Raw genomic sequence first — 19,586 nt, forward strand, 5'->3', positions numbered from 1 at the left:
CGTGAGTCGGCATGTTGCCCAATCTCACTGGTGAACGAGCTGGCGTTGGTCGACACCGCTCGCCCCGGCGAGGATGTGTAGCCACCTGCCCGTGAAGGATGCAGTTGGGCAGGTCCTGACCATCTGGCGCGTGCCAGGGTGTTGCGGAAGCGCTGCTGGGATGGCGGGGCGATCTCGACCATTGAGGTGTGCAGTCGACCAGAGCACACAGTTCCGCCAAGTGCATCTGCCCTGGCTGAGAATGACCGGATGCAGTCTGCCCTCCCTGCTGGCGGACGGGCTGCGCGTCGAGGGCAATCTGTTTCTGCACAACGGGTTCACCGCGACCTGAAATGGCGAGCGCGGTGTGGTCCGGCTGGCCCAGACTCATCGCTGAAGCACCCGTTGACGCAACTCACGGGGTGATCATCTGCGGCGGCGTGCACCGCCACCGCGGCCAGGCAACCGCCCGGGTTCTCCGCATCCAAGTCACGTCCGTGCCTGATCTCATGGTCGACGAGCGATCTCTCCGAGGATCGGGCAGTCCCGTAGCTCTCGGGGCTTGTCGCAGGTGGCGACCAACTGTTCCAGTGCGTCGCGCATGGCGATGAGGTCGGCGATGCGCCGGTTCAGGTCTGCGACCTTGTTGGTACGACGCGTGCTGGCCGATTCACCGAGGTCACCGGCTCAACGCCACTATGACTGTCAGAACCGCAGGCCGAACAGGCCACCATCCTCGCCGTGATCGGTAAGCCGTTCGGGGAGGACAAAGTCTTCGATCACGCGTCCGTCGGGCAGTTCCTTCGGAGTCTCGTCGCTGTTGAGGGTGACGATGTACTGGAATCCTTCAGCGGCAGCGTACTCGGCACCCAACTGGAGAGCTGAGGCTCGTTGGCGTTCGTCGACGCCGTCGAACAGGTGGCTGTCGTGAACGAGGAAGCCCGGGCCTCGTTCCTTACGGGACCACAGAGTGATCAGGTCGAGGTCGAAGCAGTACACCTGCATGTTGGTGATGCCTTTGCTGCGACCGCGGGGAATCGTGGCGCTGATCTCGGGACCGTTGTCAGTGGCGTTGATGACCAGGCGGCCGTGTTGCTGGTCGGCGTAGAGACGTTGCGACAGGCGCTCGAAGATCACAAACGCCGGACGCAGCACCTGTTGGCGTTCGGCAAGGTCGCGGGTCAGGGCGGCGGCGAGCCGTTGGCGTTCGACCCGGAGTTCGCCTTGCTGCGATTCGAGCGCGACGGCGTTGTTGTAGCGGTTGCGGAGCTGTTCGACGCGTACCTGGCGTTTGGCGACATCTCGTTGCAGTTCGAGCAGGGTTTCGACGGCGCCGCCACTGGCGAGTAGACGCAACCCGCCGGAGCGCTGTTCGGCCAGACGGTCGCGTTCGGCGGTGTTGGTGGCCAGATCGTTGGTGATGCGGCGGATCTCCGCGTCAAGATACTGGCGTCGATTGGCGATGACGGAGTCGTGGAACGCCTGCACGTCGTCGTAGGCGGCCAGCGCGACTTGGGGAAGTTGAACGTCGGCGGCGGCATAGAGCTCGGCGAGCCCAGCGGGTCGGGTGGTGTGCACCTCGTCGAGGTTGTTCTGCAGCTGTGCGAGGTATTCGCGGTCGGAGATGATCTGGTTGTTCAGCGCGCGGATCCGCTGGCCGAGGCGGGTCACCTCGGCCTCGACAGTGGCATACGTCGGGATGACGGTGAAGTCCGCAATGGACGCAGCCAGCCTGTTCAGCTCGTCCTCGGCCACGGCGAGCTCACTGGCCAGCTCACCGGAGTTGCCGACGATCTCGCCGAAGGCTCCGCCCTGGGCGGCCTTGCGGAGCGTCTCCATCTGTCGTTCGCGCTCCCGCAGCCGCTGCCACGCGCGGGCCAACTCGACGTCCAAGCCGAGCAGCAACGACAGGTTGACCTGGATGTCCCAGGTCATCTGCTGATTGAAGTGCTTGGTAGGGGTTTGGAATCCACCTGCGGACTGCCTGCGCAGGAAGTAGCTGATGCACGACCGGAACGAGGGTGCCCAGTCACCTTCCTCGGTCAGGCCGAAGACCTCCGCGGCGAGCCTGCGCTTCCACTGTTCGTTGGAGATGGTCTCCTCGTCCGTCACCGCTCCATCGTCGGTGAACGTCGTGACGGTGACCTTGCCTGGGGTGGCGCCTTCTCGCTGCACCCGAACCCGCTGACCGGCGAGATCGAAGGTCATGGCGAACCAGTGCTCGTCCAAGGGCGGCTGCCGGAACATGCTCTTGGGGTCGGCCTTGCCGCCGAGCAGGTGGTGCAGGATTTCGATCAGGCTGCTCTTGCCACTGCCGTTGCGGGTGTCGGTGAGGGTGGACTTATCGGTGCGATCGGCGAGCACGATGTTCAGGCCCTGGGTGAACCGCAAGGTCTTGAACTTGGGCAGGCTGCTGGTGACGTCGTGGATCACCGCTTGGCCGCCTTGACGAGCAGGCCGTCGCGCAGCCGAATGGTGCCCATGGCCCGCAACAAGTCGAGGGCGAGGACGAACCAGTCGAAGGTGATGGTGGCTTCCTGCCCTTCGCGCTCGCGGCGGCGGGCCAGTGCTTCCCAGGCTGCGCTGACGGTGGTGGGCTCGTCGAGGTCGGCGAGGATCTGCCCGCCGAGGTAGAGCAGGGACCGCTCGGGCCGCACGCCCTTGGTCGGGGTGATCATGCCGCCGTCCCCGTCCAGTCGGCGGGCGGATTGTCGAAGATGTCGCAGGACTCGAACAGGTACGCCAGCAACGCGAGCGAGGCCGTGGCCTCTCGCGATCCTTCGGCATTGGTCGCCACGCGGTCGTAAAGGGCGTGGAACGCCTCATCTCCAGTCGCGCCGTTGCGCTGGAGGTTGAGCCATTCGACCTTCATCAGCATCCCAGCTCGGTCGCGCAGGGTGGGGTCAGGGTTGTTGTCGAAGTAGCCCTCCACCATGCCAGCCTGGGCGATCCCGGCGGTGATCAGCCGGCGCGGGTAATCCGAGAGCTGGTTGTAGTCCAGCTTGCGGGGGTCAACGACGGGCAGGTCAACGGCGTCGGCCATCCAGGACGCGCTCTGCAACGCCAGGCCGGCGACGGCCTCAGCGATGTCGCTGCGGTCCAGGACACGCATCTCCCGGTCCAGTGGCGGGTGTCCGAACAACCGCACGAGCTTGTCCTCCGGCAGGTCCGCGGTCAGTTCCAGCAGATGAGTAGGCGGCCACTGCTCGATAGTCAGGTTGGGGTGGTCGGTCTTGAGCTTCAGCAGTGCCTGAGTCACGTCGGCGGGCAGGCCATCGTGCTGGTTGTGCACGAAGGTCCATGATCGCATCGTGGACCACTGGGCCTTCGCACCGGCGAAGTCCTTGTCGATCTTGTTCAACCACGACGCCAACTTGACCGTGGTCGGCCCGTAGACCTGGAACACCGTGTCGGTCGACTGTAGGTAGCCGTCGCACTTGCGGTCACCGACATTCCCGGCAGGTCGTACCCGGATGAAGTCGACGCCGTACACGGCTTCCATCACGTCGTTGAAGTAGTCCTGGAAGGCGGTCGCCTTGTGCTTGTGCAGCGCCAGCTCAGCCTGCCAGCCGAACCAGAAGGACGCGAGCCGGTCCACGCAACCACATCCTCCCCGTCGAGCCCATCCGGCGCTGACTGCCAACCTGATCAGCGCCGATTCTGCCAGCCCGAGCAGTCTCGAACCTCGCGACTCGGCGAGGCCGCGTTGTTCAGATGATCGAACCGCGTTCACAGACCGTTACGCCCGCATCCGACAGAACCGTCACCGTCTGCCGTGCTCGGTCTACATGAGTCGTTAGCGCCTCATTGCTGATCGCGGTACCTTCTGATGCCGTGGTCCCTGCGCTGGGCTGCTTCATCAGGCCACAATCTCCGTTTCACCCCTTGGGGTCTGTTGGCCGGGGTCCTCGCAAATCGGCGTTTCCGCGACGGCGCCTTCGAACTCCGAGCGAACGATCCTAACCAATTGTCGGGCGCTCACCGCGCCAATACCCAAGCGAACGCGCAACGTCTCAGCCGATATCGGCCTCTGGTGACGTGCGCGATGCGCCGCATCCTCCTGCCTAGCCTTCGCCAACAACGTCTCCGGCGAATTCTTCCCGCTCCGCCGCTGACGCTCCTGCACACTGAACTCGTGCTGCTCGGCAGGACTCCGCTCGGAACTGCTCTCGGGCGCTTCCGGCTCAATTGGAATGATCTGGTCGGCGCCGACCGCAGCGCCGACATCCTTCATTGACGACTTGGCTGCAGCGATCGCCTGCAGGAACCCAGGGCCTACCTCGGCCCAGCCGATCAAAAGCAGTGGACCCACTGCATCGAACGCCGCGTTCCCGTACTCGCACGCAATGAGTGGGTCAGCCACGTTCAATGCCAGCGCGACCACGCTCGCAAAGATCAGCAACCGGCGGGCCGGGCGAAGCACGTCCGGGCAAGCGCCAGTAAGAGCTAGGTGCCTAATCCCCAGCAGAAGACCAAGGATGGACAAGTCGACCGCCGGCGCGACGAGTGGCGCCACCCAGACTGGCACGCCGAGGCGAAGAGCGAGGTTGAGGACATTGCCGAAGCCGAACAGAAACGTGAGTCCGACGACCGTGCCCATGATCACGGTGACAGACCGGACGATGGTAATTGCGTCGGTCGGTGACTGGAGCGCCGAACTGTGCTCTCGGGTGACCATCAGATATCGCCACCGAGATTGTCGGCCTGGCAGTTGCCTTCAATCACCGGCATGCCGCCGGAAAACGACTGGTCAGGCGCGAGACCGCCTGTAGTCCCTGCTGAGAACTGGGACCTTCGCTCGAAGTGGATCACGGCTCATCCACCTGCTTGCGGCGCTCCATGACCAGAGGCACACGCGCCTCAATGACCAGCGGTTTTACCGTCCGCCGTGTGCTACCTGAACGAGCCACCCCTACCGGCTGAGCGGATCGCGGATCCGTGTGCATCCTGCACGAGCCGGTCCGGGGGCACGTACAGCATCTACACAAGCCGCGTCTGCCGTCTGAGCAGGCGTTTCTTGTGTAGTGATCACGGTGTTGGTGATCCTCTCTGCTGCATCAGCGATGTCGGGTAGTTGGTCTGCTGGCAGCTTAATGGTGATGGTGACGTGGTCGCTGTCGTCGTGCAGGTGGACGGCGAGTTGGGTGATCTCGAACAGCTTCCGGAGTAGCGGCTCGGGCGCCTCGGCGAGGTTGAGCGCCAGGTAGGGCAGCGCGTCCAGCAGGTCCATGTCCGCCGTGCTGGGGCGGCCGGGCTCGGTTTCGTCGGCCGCGTCGAGCTGGGCGATGGCCGCGAGCGCGGCGGCTTTCTCGGCGTCCAGGTCGTTGTAGGTGCCGCGCAGGGCCTTGGTGAACGGGTCGTCGGGGTCGCCGTCCTGGGCTTGCCGGAGGATCGAGTTCTGTCGCCTCGCCACGTCGGCGATCACTCGTTGTAGCCGTTCCCGCTCGGCGTGCCGTTCGCGGGTGGCTCGGTCGTCGATCCCGGCCACGTCGGCTGCCAGGATCTCGTGGCGGTGGGGGCCGAAGACCCGGTCGGCGAAGAACCGGGACACCGCGTCCAGCACGGCATCTTCCCTGATGTAGACCGCCTTGGGGTGGCCGGCGTACTTGTCGGGCCGCCCGCGGTTGTTGTTGCGCGGCCAGCACATGTAGTAGGCGGCGTTGTGGCGGTGGTTGCCGAACATCCGCCGCCCGCACTCGCAGAACACCATGCCGCGCAGCACGTAGGTCCGCCGAGTCTCGGGGTGGGTGTTCTGGTCGTTGCCGTCGCGCGAACCGCGCTTGGCTTGGCGGCGGGCGGTCATCTCGTCGTACATCCACTTGGGGATCAGCGGCTCGTGCGCGGGTTCGGTGGACCACACCCACTTCACCGGGTCGTTGACCTTGCCGTGCCGGGAGCGGGAGGCGCGGCGGTTGAATACCTGGTAGCCGGTGTACTTCGGGTTCTTGAGCACCTCGTAGACGCTGGTCTTGCCCCACGCCCCGCGCGCCCGTTTCTTGCCGGGCGGTTCGGGGGGCGGGTACTTGGATGGGTCGGCGTTGAGACGTTCGGCGATGGTGTCGTAGCCGAGTCCTTCGTGGTAGCGCCACAGCGCGATCTGCGTGACCGTCTCGCCACGCACGCTGTCCGGCTCCAGGCGCGTCTTGGTCTGTCCCTTGGCGGCCTTGGTCGGGTTGGGATGGCGGAAGGTTTTCGCCTTGTACCCGTAGGGCGGTTTGCCGATATTCCAGCCCTCCCGCACGTGCGTGCACAGGCCACCCCAGGACTGCTCCAGGGTATTGAGCACTTCGTACTCGGCCACGGACTGGTTGATCCGTCGCTGCAGGATCCGCTGTGCCCGGCTGCCGGTCAGGGTGATGGGTTCGTTGGCGGCGAACAGCGGCACCTCGGCGCGCTCTAGTTCACGCTCAATGGACAGCCCTTCGTAGGTGCGGCGGGCGACCCGGGAGACGGATTCGCAGATCACCACGTCGAACCGGCGGCCGGGATGCGCTGCTTCGGCCAGCAGGTCGGCGATCCCGCCGTCACGGGCGATCGGGATGTCGAACCGCTCGTAATCGCTGCCCTGCCCGCGTTCCTCCACTTCCAGGCGCCCGGACTCGACGTCGTAGAAGTGCACCACGATCACCCACGACTCGGGAATAGCGGTCTTGGAATTCCCGAGTTGCCGCAACAAGGATTGCCGCGGGTCCTGTTGGTCCTCTGTGGACGTACGACCAAGGAACGCTACTCGTACCTCGTCGCGCAGCAACGCTACCGGCATGCCCAACGGCGACACGGCATAGTCCGACAGGCCGGACGGGCCGGACACCGGCACGGTCGCCGACAGCGACGCGGCCCGTCGGGTCAACGCGGGTGCGGGTGGGTTGACCGTCACCTCATCGGGCGGGCGGTCGGGTGTCATGCAGCTTCACCATCCTCAGTGGATTTATCACCGGAGTGATCACCGGTGTGTTGTTGAGCAGCCCAGTCCAGAAGATCACGGATCACGTCAGCGAGTTCGCCGCGCAACCGTTCGGCTTCCCCGCCGTGACTGTGGTTGACATGACCGGAATACGTGCGGTCACCACGACGTTTGCGTTTCTGATCATACCACCAAACCTGCTGGCCAGAGCCGGTTTCGGGCAGGTTCTCTGTGCCATCAAAGGCTTTTCGCGTGAGTGGAATCACTACCGCGTCCCGGTCATCGTCTGGGGTGTCCGGGGTGTTGTCGTGGGGGTTCATGGGGTACCTCCGCCTACCCCGCGAGCCCGCTCATAGCGGGAGGTCGCGGGCGCTGTCGCGGTCACAGGGCAACCGTCGATCAGCCAGACCCGCCAGCCCGTGGTCACCAGCACCCCTGTGACCCCTCCCGAGTGGATGGTCCGTGATCAGGGGTGATGGCCGCGCCGTCACGCGCGATTCCAGGCTGGGCGGCGTCAACGCTGCGCAACCCGTGCCGCTTCGACTCCCCGACTGCCGTAGCACCCATCGAGGCCAGCGATCACCGGTTGACTGGACCCCATCACTATCCACCCGAGACTGCTGTCGAGACTGGCGAGACACGGGGCGAGACTGCGTGTCTCGGTCGTCTCGCCGGGTGTCTCGTGGTCTCGGGTTGGTGTCTCGGTGTGGTCTCGTCGCAGCGAGACCACGGTGGACAGCTCGACGCACACGCGGGTCCAGATTTCCGTGCTGTGCAACGACCACGGGCGAGGGTCAATGAACCCTGGCGGCCGTCGTCGGTGTCGCTCCGGCGGATCACGTCATCGTCGTTCACCTCTCCAGGGGTTTGCGGGCGTGGGTGAGGAAGTCCTGTGCGTAGACAGGAAAGTCAGGCGGCCCAGCGCCGTGGCTGCTGGGTGTTCGGCCACGCCGGGGCTACCGGCGCGCGGTACACGTCGTCCTCGGTGTCGTCGTAGAGAGTCACGTCGTCGAGGTCGTGATCGTCGTCCGGGTAGCCTGCCGAGGCCGGTGGCTCGGGCGGTGTGTCGATGCGGCGCAGCATCTCCCGGTCGTTCGGGTCGAACGCCGCCTCGCTGAACGGCTGAAGGGTGTTGGTGGCGCGGTGTTCGATAGAGGGGCCGCGGACTGGCAGCTCGGCCAATCGGTACCGACGGGGCACGGTGTCGCCGCTGTGGTGCGTCCACATACCCCAGATCGGCGCGGCCGGGCCGTCGGCGTGGCCGTGGTCGCGGGCCGCTGTCGCGATCACCACGCCGGGGTCATAGCCGGCGAGGTTACGGCGCAGCGCCGCCCGCAGGGCGATCTCCCGCCTCGTGGAGTGCACCGAGAACAGCAGGATGCCGAAGGCGTCGGTCGGAAAGGCGGTGTAGTCGGCGATCTTGCCCGTGACTTTCGTGAGGGATTCGCTGCCGGTGTCGTGTTCGAGGAAGAACCGCACCGCGCGGCCGGATTCCTCCCAGCAGCCATAGCCATCCGGACGCAACCGGATATCAGGCCCGCCGCCCTGATACTTCACGAAGAACTCCGTGCACCGCTTCTCCGACCACCAGTGCGTCAACCCACTCACCTCCCCCTCGCGACCCAACTCCCGCAGCCGAGCAGGGTTGCGGTACGCGGCCAGAGCACAGAAGAAGTCATTGACGCCGAGCTGGTGATCCAGCGTGGGCCACAACGCGAGCCGTTCCAGACGCTCGGTGTACACCTTCGGCGCGGGCGGCTTCTCCGCGCGCTGCGCCGCGATCAACCGGGCGCCCAGATAGCCCAGCGCGTACCGCGTCTGGCTCGTCCCGCCACGCAGATACGACTCGCGGAACGCGAACACCACACCCAACTCACGCAGCCGCCGCAGCCGGTCCTGCGCACGCCGCACGGACGTGAACTCGATCGCCGCGATCTGGTTAGTCGTGAGCACCTTGTGCTCGGTCAGCAACGCCAGCAGTCGCCGGTCCCGGTCGACCAGGCGGAACCACAGCGACGAGTCCGGCTCGCCAACCCGCCGGCCGGGCGGATGACGATGTGTGGATTGGTGAGGATTACTCCTCAGTCGCCCTTCCGTTCGCTCCCGCCGATACCACCGCTGACCAGCGGTTTCAAGAGAGGCAGCTTCGGCGTTTGGGCTGGCGGATTCAGAACGCCGAGGCTGCGCCAACCCAGACGCGGTGCCAGACGCCGACCCATCCGCAGCTACTACGTCACGGCCACCAGCGCGGTCAGCACCGTCCACCATGACCACCACCGCCTTCCACCCGGAGGAGCCAGGAGATCCCGGCACCCCTGAACTCCGGATTTCGGCCCCAAAATCCAAGGCAGTTATCGAATCGTGACCAAAGTGCGTGCCTGCGGGTGACGCCGCCACACTCTGTCGATCCTTGGCGAACGCTGACCATGATCGACCGCCCCTTCCATCGTGCCGGAAACCCCTGCACTACTGAAGGCCGATTTTTCGGTCGATTTTGGACACTACCCCGGCGAACCGTGACCAGGCCGTTACCGCAGTCCAGCCTGAACTCCTGTACACGCTGGTTGGTGATGTTCACGACGGTAGCCGCGTGGCGCGGTGAGTCTGGCAAGGTGCGCCACGTGATCCGTGCCTCGTGGGCCGCTGTCACCACTCCACGGGCACGCTCCAATCCTTGCCCCAAGCAGGGAACTTCTCGGCGAACACCTCCATGGTGAGGTGAAGCTGGTGGGCTATCGGTGCGAACATGGCGGCGTAGTCAAGGTCCGGGGAGTAGAACGTCCAGGGCAGCAGGTCGGCGTCGCGGACGAAAAAGCCCCACGCCCTCGGCTCCTTCTCAACGCAAGCCCGCAACTGCGTGCGCTGCTTGGATTTGAGCGCCACAGCTAGGATTCGGCCGTGCCCGTAGGCGGTGTACGGGACGCCGGGCGCCGTGGTCCCAGCCAGCGCGGCCAGCGCATCAGGCGGCCGTGCCACCGTCGGGCAACTGTTTGTCGACCCAGGTGACGAACGCGAGCACGTCGCCGCCGAAGTGCTCACGCACCCGGGACTGGATGGCGCGCAGCTCGTGACCGGGCACGAAGGCCCGTTCGACGTCCTGGCCGCACCCGCAGCCGCAGGGCCGCAGTCGGAACGGCTCCTCCTCGGGCAGGTCGCCGTAGGTGACGCTGTTGCGGGAGGCGTTGGCCAGCGGGTCGGGCCGGTTGAAGTACGCGTCGTACATGGGATGGCCCGGCGCGAGCAGACGGCCCTCCACCGCCTTCTTGTCGCCGTGGACGCTCAAGCCCCCGATCTCTGCGATGGCACGGACCACGCCTTGTCCGGTGATCAGCGTGAACCGCTCGCGGGCGACCACCTTCTGGTCCAGCGGCCATACCCCGCGGCCAGCCTGCCACGCCTCCGCCTCGGTCATCCGGGGGAAGTAGCCGATGTAGTCGCGGCCGAGCGGGTCCGGTTGCTTCGCCGGTCTGTAGTTGCCGAGTGCGAGCCGCAGCGCCATGTCCTTCCTCCTGTCTGAGCCAAGGTCTGTATCTGACTTCGGCACGATGGGCTGCCAACGTTGACAGGCCAACCAGGTGATGGCGGCCATGCCCTGTCTTGGGCGCTACTTCCGACACTGGCGCAGTCGGCATTTCAAGTGTCGCGAGTGCTGACGACAGTGGGACATGGCCCCAGCCACGTTGTCGGTGGCGCGCCGTAGTCTCCGGGCCATGACGGCACTGAAGCGTTGCCAGGTATGTGGCCAGCAGTTCGATCCGAGCAGCGCCGCTGAGTGGGCCTGCTCGGTCGCGTACCGGGGTCAACACGTGCCCACGGACCGGCCGGGCACCGTGTACGTTCTGCACTTTGATCAACCCACCAAGGTGGCCCAGGCCGACCGTGGCCATATCCAACCTACGACGCACTACGTCGGCTGGACGTCGCAACCCGTGGCTCAGAGGGTGCGCCAGCACCAAGTGCCCGAGTCCAGCGTGGTGCACACCCGACCGGGAACGGCGGAGGACGAGGCTGCGCTCAAGCGCACTGAAGTATGCCCGCGGTGCGGCGCGCCGCTCGTTTCCGAGTGCCTCGGGCGGACCTCAGGCTGAACGGCCTCCGAAGCGGATATCCCGACAAAGACGGACACATCGGTCCGTGTTTTCGCCTACCGGAATCGGTTTCACGGATTCCAACCGAGCCAGGTGAATACGGCCACCGCCCCCGCGATGATGGTGACAAGCACGCCCGCTTGCGCGTCCCCGACAGCAGCCGATCACCACAAGCTGGAAAGCGAACAATCAATACATCATGATTGATAGATGGGCACGCTTCGTGATCGCCAGGTCGTCGACTACATACGCCAAGAGTTCGAGCGCTACTGCGAACTCGTGAACGCCTCCGACCGCAAACCCACCACCAAGACCACTTACATCCAGCACGCCGACCGCTTCGTGCGCTGGCTCACCGGGGAAATCGAGATCTGACCTCTGCTCGGACCGCCTTGAGGGCGCTGCCCGTGTTCCGGATCGAGACCGACCCAGACGAGAGGTGGAGCAGCCCTCACGGAGCCGCGAGTTTGCATCGGATGCGATCGGCGGCCCTCTCAGTGTGAATATCAGACGTTCGGTCCTGGGAGCCGGATGGTGATGGTGATGTCGTTGCTGTCGGGGTGCAGGCGGATGGCGAGATGGGTGGTGTCGAACAGGCCCCGCAGTAGCTGTTCGGGTGCCTTGCTCAGGTTGTCGGTGAGGTAGGGCAGGGTGTCCAGCAGTCCGGCGTCCTGCGCGGTGGGCCGGGCGGACGCGTCGCCCTCGGCGGCGTCCAGGTCGGCCAGCGCGGCGAGAGTGGCGCGGCGTTCGGTTTCAAGGTCGTTGTAGGTCTGCCGCAGCCGTTGCGCGAAGGGATCGTCCGGTTCGCAGTCCTGGGCTTGACGCATGAGGTTGGTCTGCCTGCGGGCGAGATCGGCGAGAGAGCGCTGCAGCCGGTCTCGGTCGGCGTCTCGCCGTCTCGGCCACCCACAACTCGCCGCTTCCGGATGTGGGCAGCGCGATGACGCGCAACACCTGCCGCAAGTCGGCGCGCGGAACCGGCTGGACACTCACCGCGCCGGGCTTCTGCTCCTGCCACGCCGCAGCTGCCCGCAACTCGTCCACCGGAACCGACACGGGAGTACCGGCGCCCGGGTGGACTTCGGGCAGTTGCGCGACCAGCGCCTCAGCCAGCTTCTTCGGCTGTGCGCGCCGCAACCACACCTCGTCACGGTCCCGCACCGCGAGAATCGCCTCGCGGCCGGTCGCCGCCGCCAACACCCCTAGCCTGCCGGTCCCGTGGGAGGCGATCCAGCCGTAATACTCCACACCCGCCCGGCACACCACCGACAGCGACTCGACCACGTCAACATCCAGCCGCCCACGACGATCGACCCAACCCACCCGCCCCGCCTCGTCGTAAGCGCGAGCCTGCGCGGCGTCCACCTCATCACGCGGCCGCCACACCGCGGCCGGCGCCAACACCTCGGGCAACTCGCCGATACGTTCCTGCCGCACCAGACGCACCAACGCATCCAACGGCAGCCGCGCCGCGTTCGGCAGCACCACCACCCCACCCTCTTTCCCGTGTAGCCGCCCAGATCTATTGAATTACCGGAGGCGCGGTCCGCTCGTCAGTCCCGAACGTCGCTTCCGGATCAGGCTCCTGCAGGAATGACGCTCGCTCGTGCTCTTCGTCCTCACCACCACGGCCCCTGCCCACGCCAGCCCCACCAAGAGGCATCCCACCCGGGCCACCCCGAGCGCCCACCGCGCCAGCGCCACGAGCGGCAACGCCTTCACCGGGCAGGTTGCCGCCGATCGGGCCAACAGCACCGCGTCCACCACCGGCACGCCCACCCTCGGCACCTGCACCACCACCTGGCACGCCACCGCTACCCGGACGTCCACCCACACCAGCGCCAGGACCCGGGCCAACTCCAGCACCGGCCCCTCCGCCAACACCGGGGCCAAGCCCGCCCACCGGGCCGATCACACCAACACTGGGACCGCCACCGCCGTGCCCGCCCGGGACCGGAACGCTTCCCGGGGGCAACGGCCCACTGCCGGGGCCGCCTGAACCGCCCGTCGGCGGTTGGAAGCTGCCGGGATCAGTTCCCTGCTGCGGCGGCAGCGCGCTGCCCAGACCAGGCTGTGAAGGCCCACCCGGACCGCCGCCCGACACAGGCACCGGACCGCCACTGTCATCCCCGGAACCAGGCCCGGACTGGTTGGCAGCCTGCTGCGTACCTGCGCCAGTTCCCGTACCGCCAGTCCGCGACGGCCCGCCGCCACCGTTAGTCGGCGGCGGAGGTGGTGGAGGATTGACCGGGCCGCTGGTCTGCGAGCCAACGCTCACGCTGGCGTTGTCCGCCATCAGCGTGCCGTATGTACTCGGCAATCGACTGGTGTTGTATGAGCTGGCGTTGTCATAACCGCTCATCACATCCACGTTGTGTTGCGACACCGCGTTATAGGCGGCCACCTGCTGGGCATACGTCGCCGACACGTCTGGCGCGAACACCATCATCCACGGATCCGGCCTCGTCGGCTCCGGCGGAACCGGCCGCACCGCGCTCTTCGCGTCGCCGAACGACCCCACCTGCCGCATCGACAGATCCTGCGCCGTGTCGATCTCCGGAGCCGCTTGCGCGTGCGCTACCGCCAACGGTCCAGCGCCTCGCTGCGCCGCACCCGCCGAGTCGCCCTGCCACGCCGACTCCATCTCCCCAGTCAGATCAATAATCTCGTCAGCTTGCTGCTCGTATTCGCCGACGAGTTGCTTAACCATCTCCGCAGCGCCCGCCAGACCCTCACCGCCTCGCGCCTCAGTGAAGTTGCGGTAAATGTCCTCGCCCGACATGAACACATCAACCACCAGCCTGCAAGGTCTTGATCACGACCGGATGGAGGCATGGACCCGCTCGCTCGCCGAGGACGGCTGGCGGGATCGCGTCGACCAGGCCAAAGGCCCGAGCACGGCGACCGAGGGGCGGATACCGGCGGCGTTCCGCAAGCCTGTCGAGGAGGTGAACCCCCACCCGATCGGCGACATCGTCGAAGACGTGTTCAAGGCGTTCGACGCCGTGGACGCGTTGACTGCGGTGCCGAAGTCCGATGCAGCGAACGGCACCGACCGGACTGGCAAGCTCACAATCGGCTTGTCCTCATCCGGACTGACATCGTGCACTGTGGACGAACACTGGGCCGTCAGGCAAACAGCGGCACAGTTGATGAACGCGCTGAGTCAGGCGCTCACCGCGGCCAAGGAGGACCTGTCGCGGGAATCGCAGAAGCTGCAGCCGATGAGCGGCGTGGACCGCCTGTTCGCCGAGGCGATGGCATTGCTCAACGATCCTCGCCGGCTCGCCGACTGAAAGGCATCCAGCTATGGCACCCCCTACCGCAGAACAGGTGAAGGTCGCAACCGAAGCACTTCGGAAAGAAGCCGGCGTGTGGGACCACGAAGCCGACGAGACAGGCACCATCCCGACCAAGGCCGAAGGGCTGCGCCTCAACCGCATCGAGGCCGGCCTCTTCCAAGTCATTTTCGACACCTACGGCCAGGTGATCGACCAGGTCATCGCCCGAACGAACGAAGGAAAGAAGCAGATGACCGAGGTAGCCAACACACTCCGGTCGGTCGCGGACACCTACGAGCAGGAAGAGGCCGCGAACGTGCACAAGCTGAAGAACATCTACTAGGGGGAACGACCATGGGTTTCAGCGAGGCGCAGTTCAACGAGACGATCAACAAGCTCACCAGGGCATGGACAACGTGTCCAAAAAGATCGGCGAGGTGCCGCCGGCCGCGAACGCGGCGATGGACCACTGGTACATCCCGGGTTTCATCAAGGACGCGATCAAGTGGTGTGCCGAGAAGATCTGCGAGCTGGCGAACTGGATCTGGAACAAGATCAAAGAAGTGATGCAAGGCATCGCCGCACCCGTCTACTTCTTCAAGTACGCCTTTGACTGGCAGGACATTCGCGGCATCGCCAACGGCGTGACCGGTCAGCTGAAGCCGGAAGCGATGCCGGCGGCCAACAGTTGGACCGGCCCGGCGGCCACTGCCTACAAGGGAGTCATCAAGCCGCAAGGCGACGCCGCGAACAAGATCGCCACGATTTCGGACAAGACGGCGACCGCAATGCAGATCTGCGCGGGTGTCGGGCTGACCTTCTACGTAGCGATCGCGGTAATCCTGGTCAAGTTCATCGCCGCAATGGTCGCCGCGATAGCGGCGTTCGGCTCGGCGGTGTTCTCGTGGGCAGGTGCGGCGATCGTCGTCGAGGAAGCCGGAGTCAATAGTGGACTGATCTGGGCCGCGATCGGCGCACTGACTGCGGCGCTGGGCACCCAGGCACAGCAGATGATCAGCCTGCATGGTGAGGCGATCGACAACAGCACCTTCCCCGGCGGCCACTGGCCGGACGCGACCACCGGCAGCTACAACGACGCCAGCGTCAAAGACGGCGACGCGGACTGGTCGCTCAATAAGTAATTCGAGCGAGAGCACGTTCGCCGCTCAATACCCCGAAGTGCGGGCGGCCGCACTCATACAACTACGTCGTCGGAGGAGGCATAAGCCGGTTTCAGCCCCGCCGGGCGATCAATCGGATTGCGCCGCTCGACCCGACGGGCGGAATGCCCCCGGCGGCCGCCGCCGCACCACTTGGCGGCCGTAGTTGTTGGGTCACAGCGACCCGGATCCGGCTCTGCGGCGGTCGGCGTGCGGCCCTTGGACCGCTCGGTCACGTAGTACACCCACACCCGCGGCGCGGCCAGCGGGTGAGACTCGTCCGAGACCACTGCGAGACGCACCACCGGCGCCGTCTCGGGAGGTCTCGCTTGCCTCGTCGGTCTCGGCGCTGATCTCTCTCGCGGTCTCGGCGCGGTGGCGCTTGAGCGCTCGGTTGAGCAGTTCGACCGCCAGCAGCAGAGCCGGCGGCGGGCACGCCGCGATTGTCCGTCCGTCATCACGTCAACGGCCCTGGCGCGGCGGCGACGTGGGACGTTCAGCGCCAGGAATTCTAGATCATGCGAGCACCTCAGATCGACCGGCGCAAAAACTGACCAACCGGGGTCAAACGGCGGTACTCGCCTTGACCAGCAGCGCTTCGCGATTGGCCAAGACGAACTCCCCCTGAGCGCGGTCGGCTTCAAGTCGATCGGCTCCAGATCACCTCCACGAAGGTCAACCCGGTCCAGCCCGCATCCAGCTACAGACCACGGCGGCGGCTGGTCGACGTACTACGCGCACCTGCGGGTCCGCTCGGCGGCGCTGAAGGCGCAGGTCAGCCGTGGGCAGAAGATCGGCGAGGTCGGCAACACCAGCAAACCGGGCAACAACATCTGTAACGACGGATCACTGAACTCCGGGCCGCGCGCCGTCCCACCGCCACCGTCAACTGTTCCGCCACGCCGCCAAATTGCGGCACCACCCACCCGAAGTCGCGCCAGCTACACGATCGGCAACGGTGCCTCACAGTCCGGACACGAATCGCGAACCGCTCTGCACTGGACCGCCGGTTCCACCTGTTACACAGGGTCAAGGTACCCAGGCGACACGCTGGACAGGAGGGATGGAGCAGTAGCGTCCAGCCACCCCGATACGGTTGGAGCCGTCAATGTGTGGACCTGAATGGAGCTGTCGTCAGTGACCGAGGATGAGGTAGCGGAGCAGCTTGAGCTCCTACCTAGGGTAACGAAGAAAACAACTCTGGGTGAGCTTGAGTCCCACTTGTGGGCGGCGGCCAACATCCTACGCGGGCCGATTGACCAGGCTGACTTCAAGAGCTACATCTTCCCCCTGTTGTTCTACAAACGGATCAGTGATGTGTATTGGGAGGAGTTCCGGCAGGCACTCGATGAGTCCGGTGGGGATGTCCAGTACGCCCGGTTCGCAGAGAATCATCGGTTCCAGATACCCGAGCACTGTCATTGGAAAGTAGTGCAGCGTACGCCGAAAAACATCGGCGCGAAGCTCGTCACGGTGTTGCGCGATATCGAGAAGGCAAACCCTGACACGCTCTACGGTATCTTTGGGGATGCCCCGTGGGCCAACAAGGAACGCATATCCGATGAGGTTTTGCGGACACTGCTGGAACATTTCTCGTCCCGCCCCCTGACGACCGAATCCGTTGAGCCGGACATGCTGGGTCAAGCGTACGAGTATCTCATCAAGAAATTTGCTGATCTGTCGAACAAGAAGGCCGGCGAGTTCTATACACCTCGCTCGGTGGTCAAACTGTTGGTCGAGATCCTGGACCCGAAGGAGGGGGAGACTGTTTACGATCCAGCTTGCGGGACCGGCGGAATGCTGATTGAGGTCGTCCAGCACGTTCTCCACAACGGTGGCCGCCCGCAGAGGCTGTACGGCAAACTCTTCGGCCAGGAGAAGAACCTCACAACCGCTGGTATCGCCCGGATGAACCTCTTCATCCACGGGGTCGAAGACTTTCAGATTGTCCGCGGAGACACGCTCAGGAGCCCAGTCTTCTTTGAAGGTGACACAATCGCGAAGTTCGACTGCGTTATAGCCAATCCGCCCTTCTCTCTCAAGGCGTGGGGCGAGGATCTTTGGGCCAACGACCCGTTTGGCCGGAAGTTCGCAGGCGTTCCTCCTCGGTCGTCGGCGGACTACGCCTGGGTGCAGCACATGATGACCTCGATGGCCCCGCGATCGGGACGGGTCGGCGTCGTGCTGCCCCAGGGAGCTCTGTTCCGCACCAAGTCCGAGGGGGCGATCCGACGTGCGGTGCTTGAGACGGACAAAGTCGAGGCGGTGATCGGTCTTGCACCGAACCTGTTCTACGGCACTGGGCTGGCTGCCTGCATCGTGATCATCCGCGACAGGAAGCCCGTAAACCGGCGCGGTCGGGTGTTGTTCATCGACGCCTCGGACCAGTTCCGCAGGGGACGCACACAGAACACGTTGGAAGCAGAGCATGTCAGCCGCATTCTGGGATGGTATCGGGCTTATGCGGACATTCCAGGCAGATCACGCGTTTCGGACAAGGCTGAGCTTGCCCGCAACGACTACAACCTGAACATCCCCCTCTACGTCGCCCCCGTGAGCAATGGCGACGTCCTCAGCGTGGCGGAAGCAACCGCGAACCTCGAAGCAGCGCTCGCGGATGCCGGTCAAGCTGAGGACCGCTTGCGCACCCAACTCAAGGAATGGGGGCTGCTGTCATGAGCGGTGGCGAGTGTCGGCTGACGCAGGCCGAACTGGAGACCTACCTGTGGGGCGCTGCTATCTTGCTGCGCGGCCTCATCGACGCAGGCGACTACAAGCAGTACATCTTTCCGCTGCTGTTCTTCAAACGAATCAGCGATGTCTACGACGAGGAGCGCGCCGCAGCGCTCGACATCTACGGTGATGAGGAGCTCGCCGCCAGGCCAGAGAATCACCGATTCCAGATCCCGCCCGGCGCCCACTGGGATGACGTCCGTCGCTCGCCAAAGAATCTCGGTGCTGCCTTGACCAAAGCGATGCACCGCATAGAGTCAGCCAATGCGGAACAGCTCACGGGGGTCTTTGGCGATGCTCAGTGGACCAACAAGGATCGACTCTCCGATGAAACCCTACGAAACCTGATCGAGCATTTTTCTACCAAGACACTCTCGATTGCTAACGTCCCCGAGGACGAGCTTGGGCAGGCGTACGAATACCTGGTGAAGAAGTTCGCGGACGACTCCGGCCATACCGCCCAGGAGTTCTACACAAACCGGACTCTAGTTCACCTCATGGTACAGATGCTCGCACCCAAGCCGGGCGAGAGCGTGTACGACCCCACCTGCGGTACAGGCGGCATGCTAGTGTCAGCGGTCGCTGAGCTCAAGCGACAGGGAAAGGAACATCGCAACGTCCGACTGTTCGGCCAGGAACGTAACGTGATGACGTCGTCGATCGCCCGCATGAATCTATTCCTGCACGGCATCGAAGACTTCACGATCGAACGCGGTGATACTCTCGCCGATCCGAAGTTTCTACACCAGGACCGTTTGCGAACGTTTGACGTGGTGCTCGCTAATCCGCCATACTCGATCAAACAATGGGATCGCACCGCTTTTGGCAGCGATAAATGGGGACGCAAGGTTTGGGGCGTACCGCCACAGGGCAGGGCGGACTATGCGTTCTTCCAGCATATAGTCGCGTCGCTCAAGCCGGAAACTGGCCGCTGTGCCATCCTCTTTCCTCACGGCGTGCTTTTCCGGAAGGAGGAGCAGGAGCTCCGGGAGAAGCTGATCCGGGCGGACATTCTGGAGTGCGTGTTGGGACTCGGTCCGGGGCTCTTCTACAACTCGCCGATGGAAGCGTGCGTAATCATATGCCGCACCCGCAAGCGCGCAAGACAGAAGCGCAAAGTTCTTCTCATCAACGCCGTAGACCAATTCGCTAGAGAGAGATCGCAGTCCTATCTCAGCCCTCAACATATCGACACGATCCTGAACGCTTACCAGATGTTCACGGATATCGACGGCTTTGCCAAGGTAGTGACGCAAGAGGAATTTCTTGCCAACGAGGCATCACTGTCAATTCCGTTGTACATCTCAACCCCGCGAGAGACTCCCATCGGCAGCTGGGATTCTCTTGAAGAACTCGTTGCAGACTGGGATGTAGAGGCTCGCCGTACCCAGCAGGATGCCGAGAGGTTGATCAACATGCTGAGAGGTGGTGCTCGGTGACC

At 64.7% G+C, this 19,586-nt stretch carries 18 protein-coding genes; 6 read left to right on the forward strand and 12 right to left on the reverse strand.

The window, feature by feature from the left end; all coding sequences use genetic code 11:
* Positions 1-684: 684 nt before the first annotated feature.
* From GC106_RS44365 to GC106_RS44405, 9 genes are all read right to left on the reverse strand, one after another.
* Positions 685-2,412 carry a DUF2326 domain-containing protein gene (locus tag GC106_RS44365; RefSeq protein WP_173142226.1) on the reverse strand — a complete coding sequence of 576 codons (1,728 nt, stop codon included), beginning with the start codon at positions 2,410-2,412 and terminating at the stop codon, positions 685-687.
* Complete coding sequence (locus GC106_RS44370) at positions 2,409-2,657, reverse strand: ABC-three component system middle component 6 (protein ID WP_173142227.1); 249 nt, start codon at positions 2,655-2,657, stop codon at positions 2,409-2,411. The genes GC106_RS44365 and GC106_RS44370 overlap by 4 nt, the downstream gene beginning before the upstream one ends.
* Complete coding sequence (locus GC106_RS44375) at positions 2,654-3,577, reverse strand: ABC-three component system protein (protein WP_173142228.1); 924 nt, start codon at positions 3,575-3,577, stop codon at positions 2,654-2,656. The genes GC106_RS44370 and GC106_RS44375 overlap by 4 nt, the downstream gene beginning before the upstream one ends.
* A gap of 261 nt (positions 3,578-3,838) precedes the next feature.
* Entirely contained in the window at positions 3,839-4,657 is an 819-nt protein-coding gene (locus tag GC106_RS44380) for a hypothetical protein (RefSeq protein WP_246368223.1), read from the reverse strand.
* Between the two features lie 234 nt (positions 4,658-4,891).
* Entirely contained in the window at positions 4,892-6,883 is a 1,992-nt protein-coding gene (locus tag GC106_RS44385; RefSeq protein WP_217281734.1) for a recombinase family protein, read from the reverse strand.
* Positions 6,880-7,203, reverse strand: coding sequence for a hypothetical protein (locus GC106_RS44390; RefSeq protein ID WP_173142229.1), 324 nt, complete (start codon positions 7,201-7,203; stop codon positions 6,880-6,882). The genes GC106_RS44385 and GC106_RS44390 overlap by 4 nt, the downstream gene beginning before the upstream one ends.
* Positions 7,204-7,792: 589 nt before the next feature.
* On the reverse strand, positions 7,793-8,854 hold the full coding sequence (locus GC106_RS44395; RefSeq protein WP_246368224.1) for a replication-relaxation family protein: 1,062 nt from the start codon (positions 8,852-8,854) through the stop codon (positions 7,793-7,795).
* 675 nt (positions 8,855-9,529) lie between these two features.
* Entirely contained in the window at positions 9,530-9,859 is a 330-nt protein-coding gene (locus GC106_RS44400; protein WP_173142230.1) for a hypothetical protein, read from the reverse strand.
* A complete protein-coding gene (locus tag GC106_RS44405) occupies positions 9,843-10,382 on the reverse strand; it encodes a hypothetical protein (RefSeq protein WP_173142231.1) in 540 nt (179 codons plus the stop codon). The genes GC106_RS44400 and GC106_RS44405 overlap by 17 nt, the downstream gene beginning before the upstream one ends.
* Before the next feature lie 799 nt (positions 10,383-11,181).
* On the opposite strand from GC106_RS44405, the gene GC106_RS44410 reads away from it, so the two are divergent.
* Complete coding sequence (locus GC106_RS44410) at positions 11,182-11,346, forward strand: hypothetical protein (RefSeq protein WP_173142232.1); 165 nt, start codon at positions 11,182-11,184, stop codon at positions 11,344-11,346.
* Between the two features lie 131 nt (positions 11,347-11,477).
* Here the strand turns inward: GC106_RS44410 and GC106_RS44415 are convergent, their stop codons facing one another.
* Genes GC106_RS44415 through GC106_RS44425 form a run of 3 tightly spaced genes read right to left on the reverse strand, consistent with a single transcriptional unit; the run spans position 11,478 to position 12,837 of the window.
* Positions 11,478-11,798, reverse strand: coding sequence for a hypothetical protein (locus tag GC106_RS44415; RefSeq protein WP_173142233.1), 321 nt, complete (start codon positions 11,796-11,798; stop codon positions 11,478-11,480).
* Entirely contained in the window at positions 11,725-12,462 is a 738-nt protein-coding gene (locus GC106_RS44420; RefSeq protein ID WP_173142234.1) for an ESX secretion-associated protein EspG, read from the reverse strand. Before GC106_RS44420 ends, GC106_RS44415 begins: the two co-directional genes overlap by 74 nt.
* 39 nt (positions 12,463-12,501) lie before the next feature.
* A complete protein-coding gene (locus GC106_RS44425; protein ID WP_173142235.1) occupies positions 12,502-12,837 on the reverse strand; it encodes a hypothetical protein in 336 nt (111 codons plus the stop codon).
* 914 nt (positions 12,838-13,751) lie between these two features.
* Between GC106_RS44425 and GC106_RS44430 the strand changes: the two genes are divergently transcribed.
* The 5 genes from GC106_RS44430 to GC106_RS44455 all read left to right on the forward strand — a co-directional run bounded on the left by GC106_RS44430 (position 13,752) and on the right by GC106_RS44455 (position 19,584).
* Complete coding sequence (locus GC106_RS44430; RefSeq protein WP_173142236.1) at positions 13,752-14,267, forward strand: hypothetical protein; 516 nt, start codon at positions 13,752-13,754, stop codon at positions 14,265-14,267.
* Between the two features lie 37 nt (positions 14,268-14,304).
* A complete protein-coding gene (locus GC106_RS47265; protein ID WP_217281735.1) occupies positions 14,305-14,595 on the forward strand; it encodes a hypothetical protein in 291 nt (96 codons plus the stop codon).
* A 64-nt stretch (positions 14,596-14,659) separates the two neighbouring features.
* Complete coding sequence (locus GC106_RS44440; protein WP_173142237.1) at positions 14,660-15,394, forward strand: hypothetical protein; 735 nt, start codon at positions 14,660-14,662, stop codon at positions 15,392-15,394.
* Positions 15,395-16,549: 1,155 nt separating this feature from the next.
* Positions 16,550-18,091, forward strand: coding sequence for a type I restriction-modification system subunit M (locus GC106_RS44450; RefSeq protein ID WP_312873400.1), 1,542 nt, complete (start codon positions 16,550-16,552; stop codon positions 18,089-18,091).
* Positions 18,088-19,584 carry a type I restriction-modification system subunit M gene (locus GC106_RS44455; RefSeq protein ID WP_173142239.1) on the forward strand — a complete coding sequence of 499 codons (1,497 nt, stop codon included), beginning with the start codon at positions 18,088-18,090 and terminating at the stop codon, positions 19,582-19,584. The genes GC106_RS44450 and GC106_RS44455 overlap by 4 nt, the downstream gene beginning before the upstream one ends.
* The last annotated feature ends 2 nt before the right edge of the window (positions 19,585-19,586 follow it).

It is taken from the genome of Kibdelosporangium persicum, assembly GCF_013280595.1.
Taxonomy (GTDB): Bacteria; Actinomycetota; Actinomycetes; order Mycobacteriales; family Pseudonocardiaceae; genus Kibdelosporangium; species Kibdelosporangium persicum.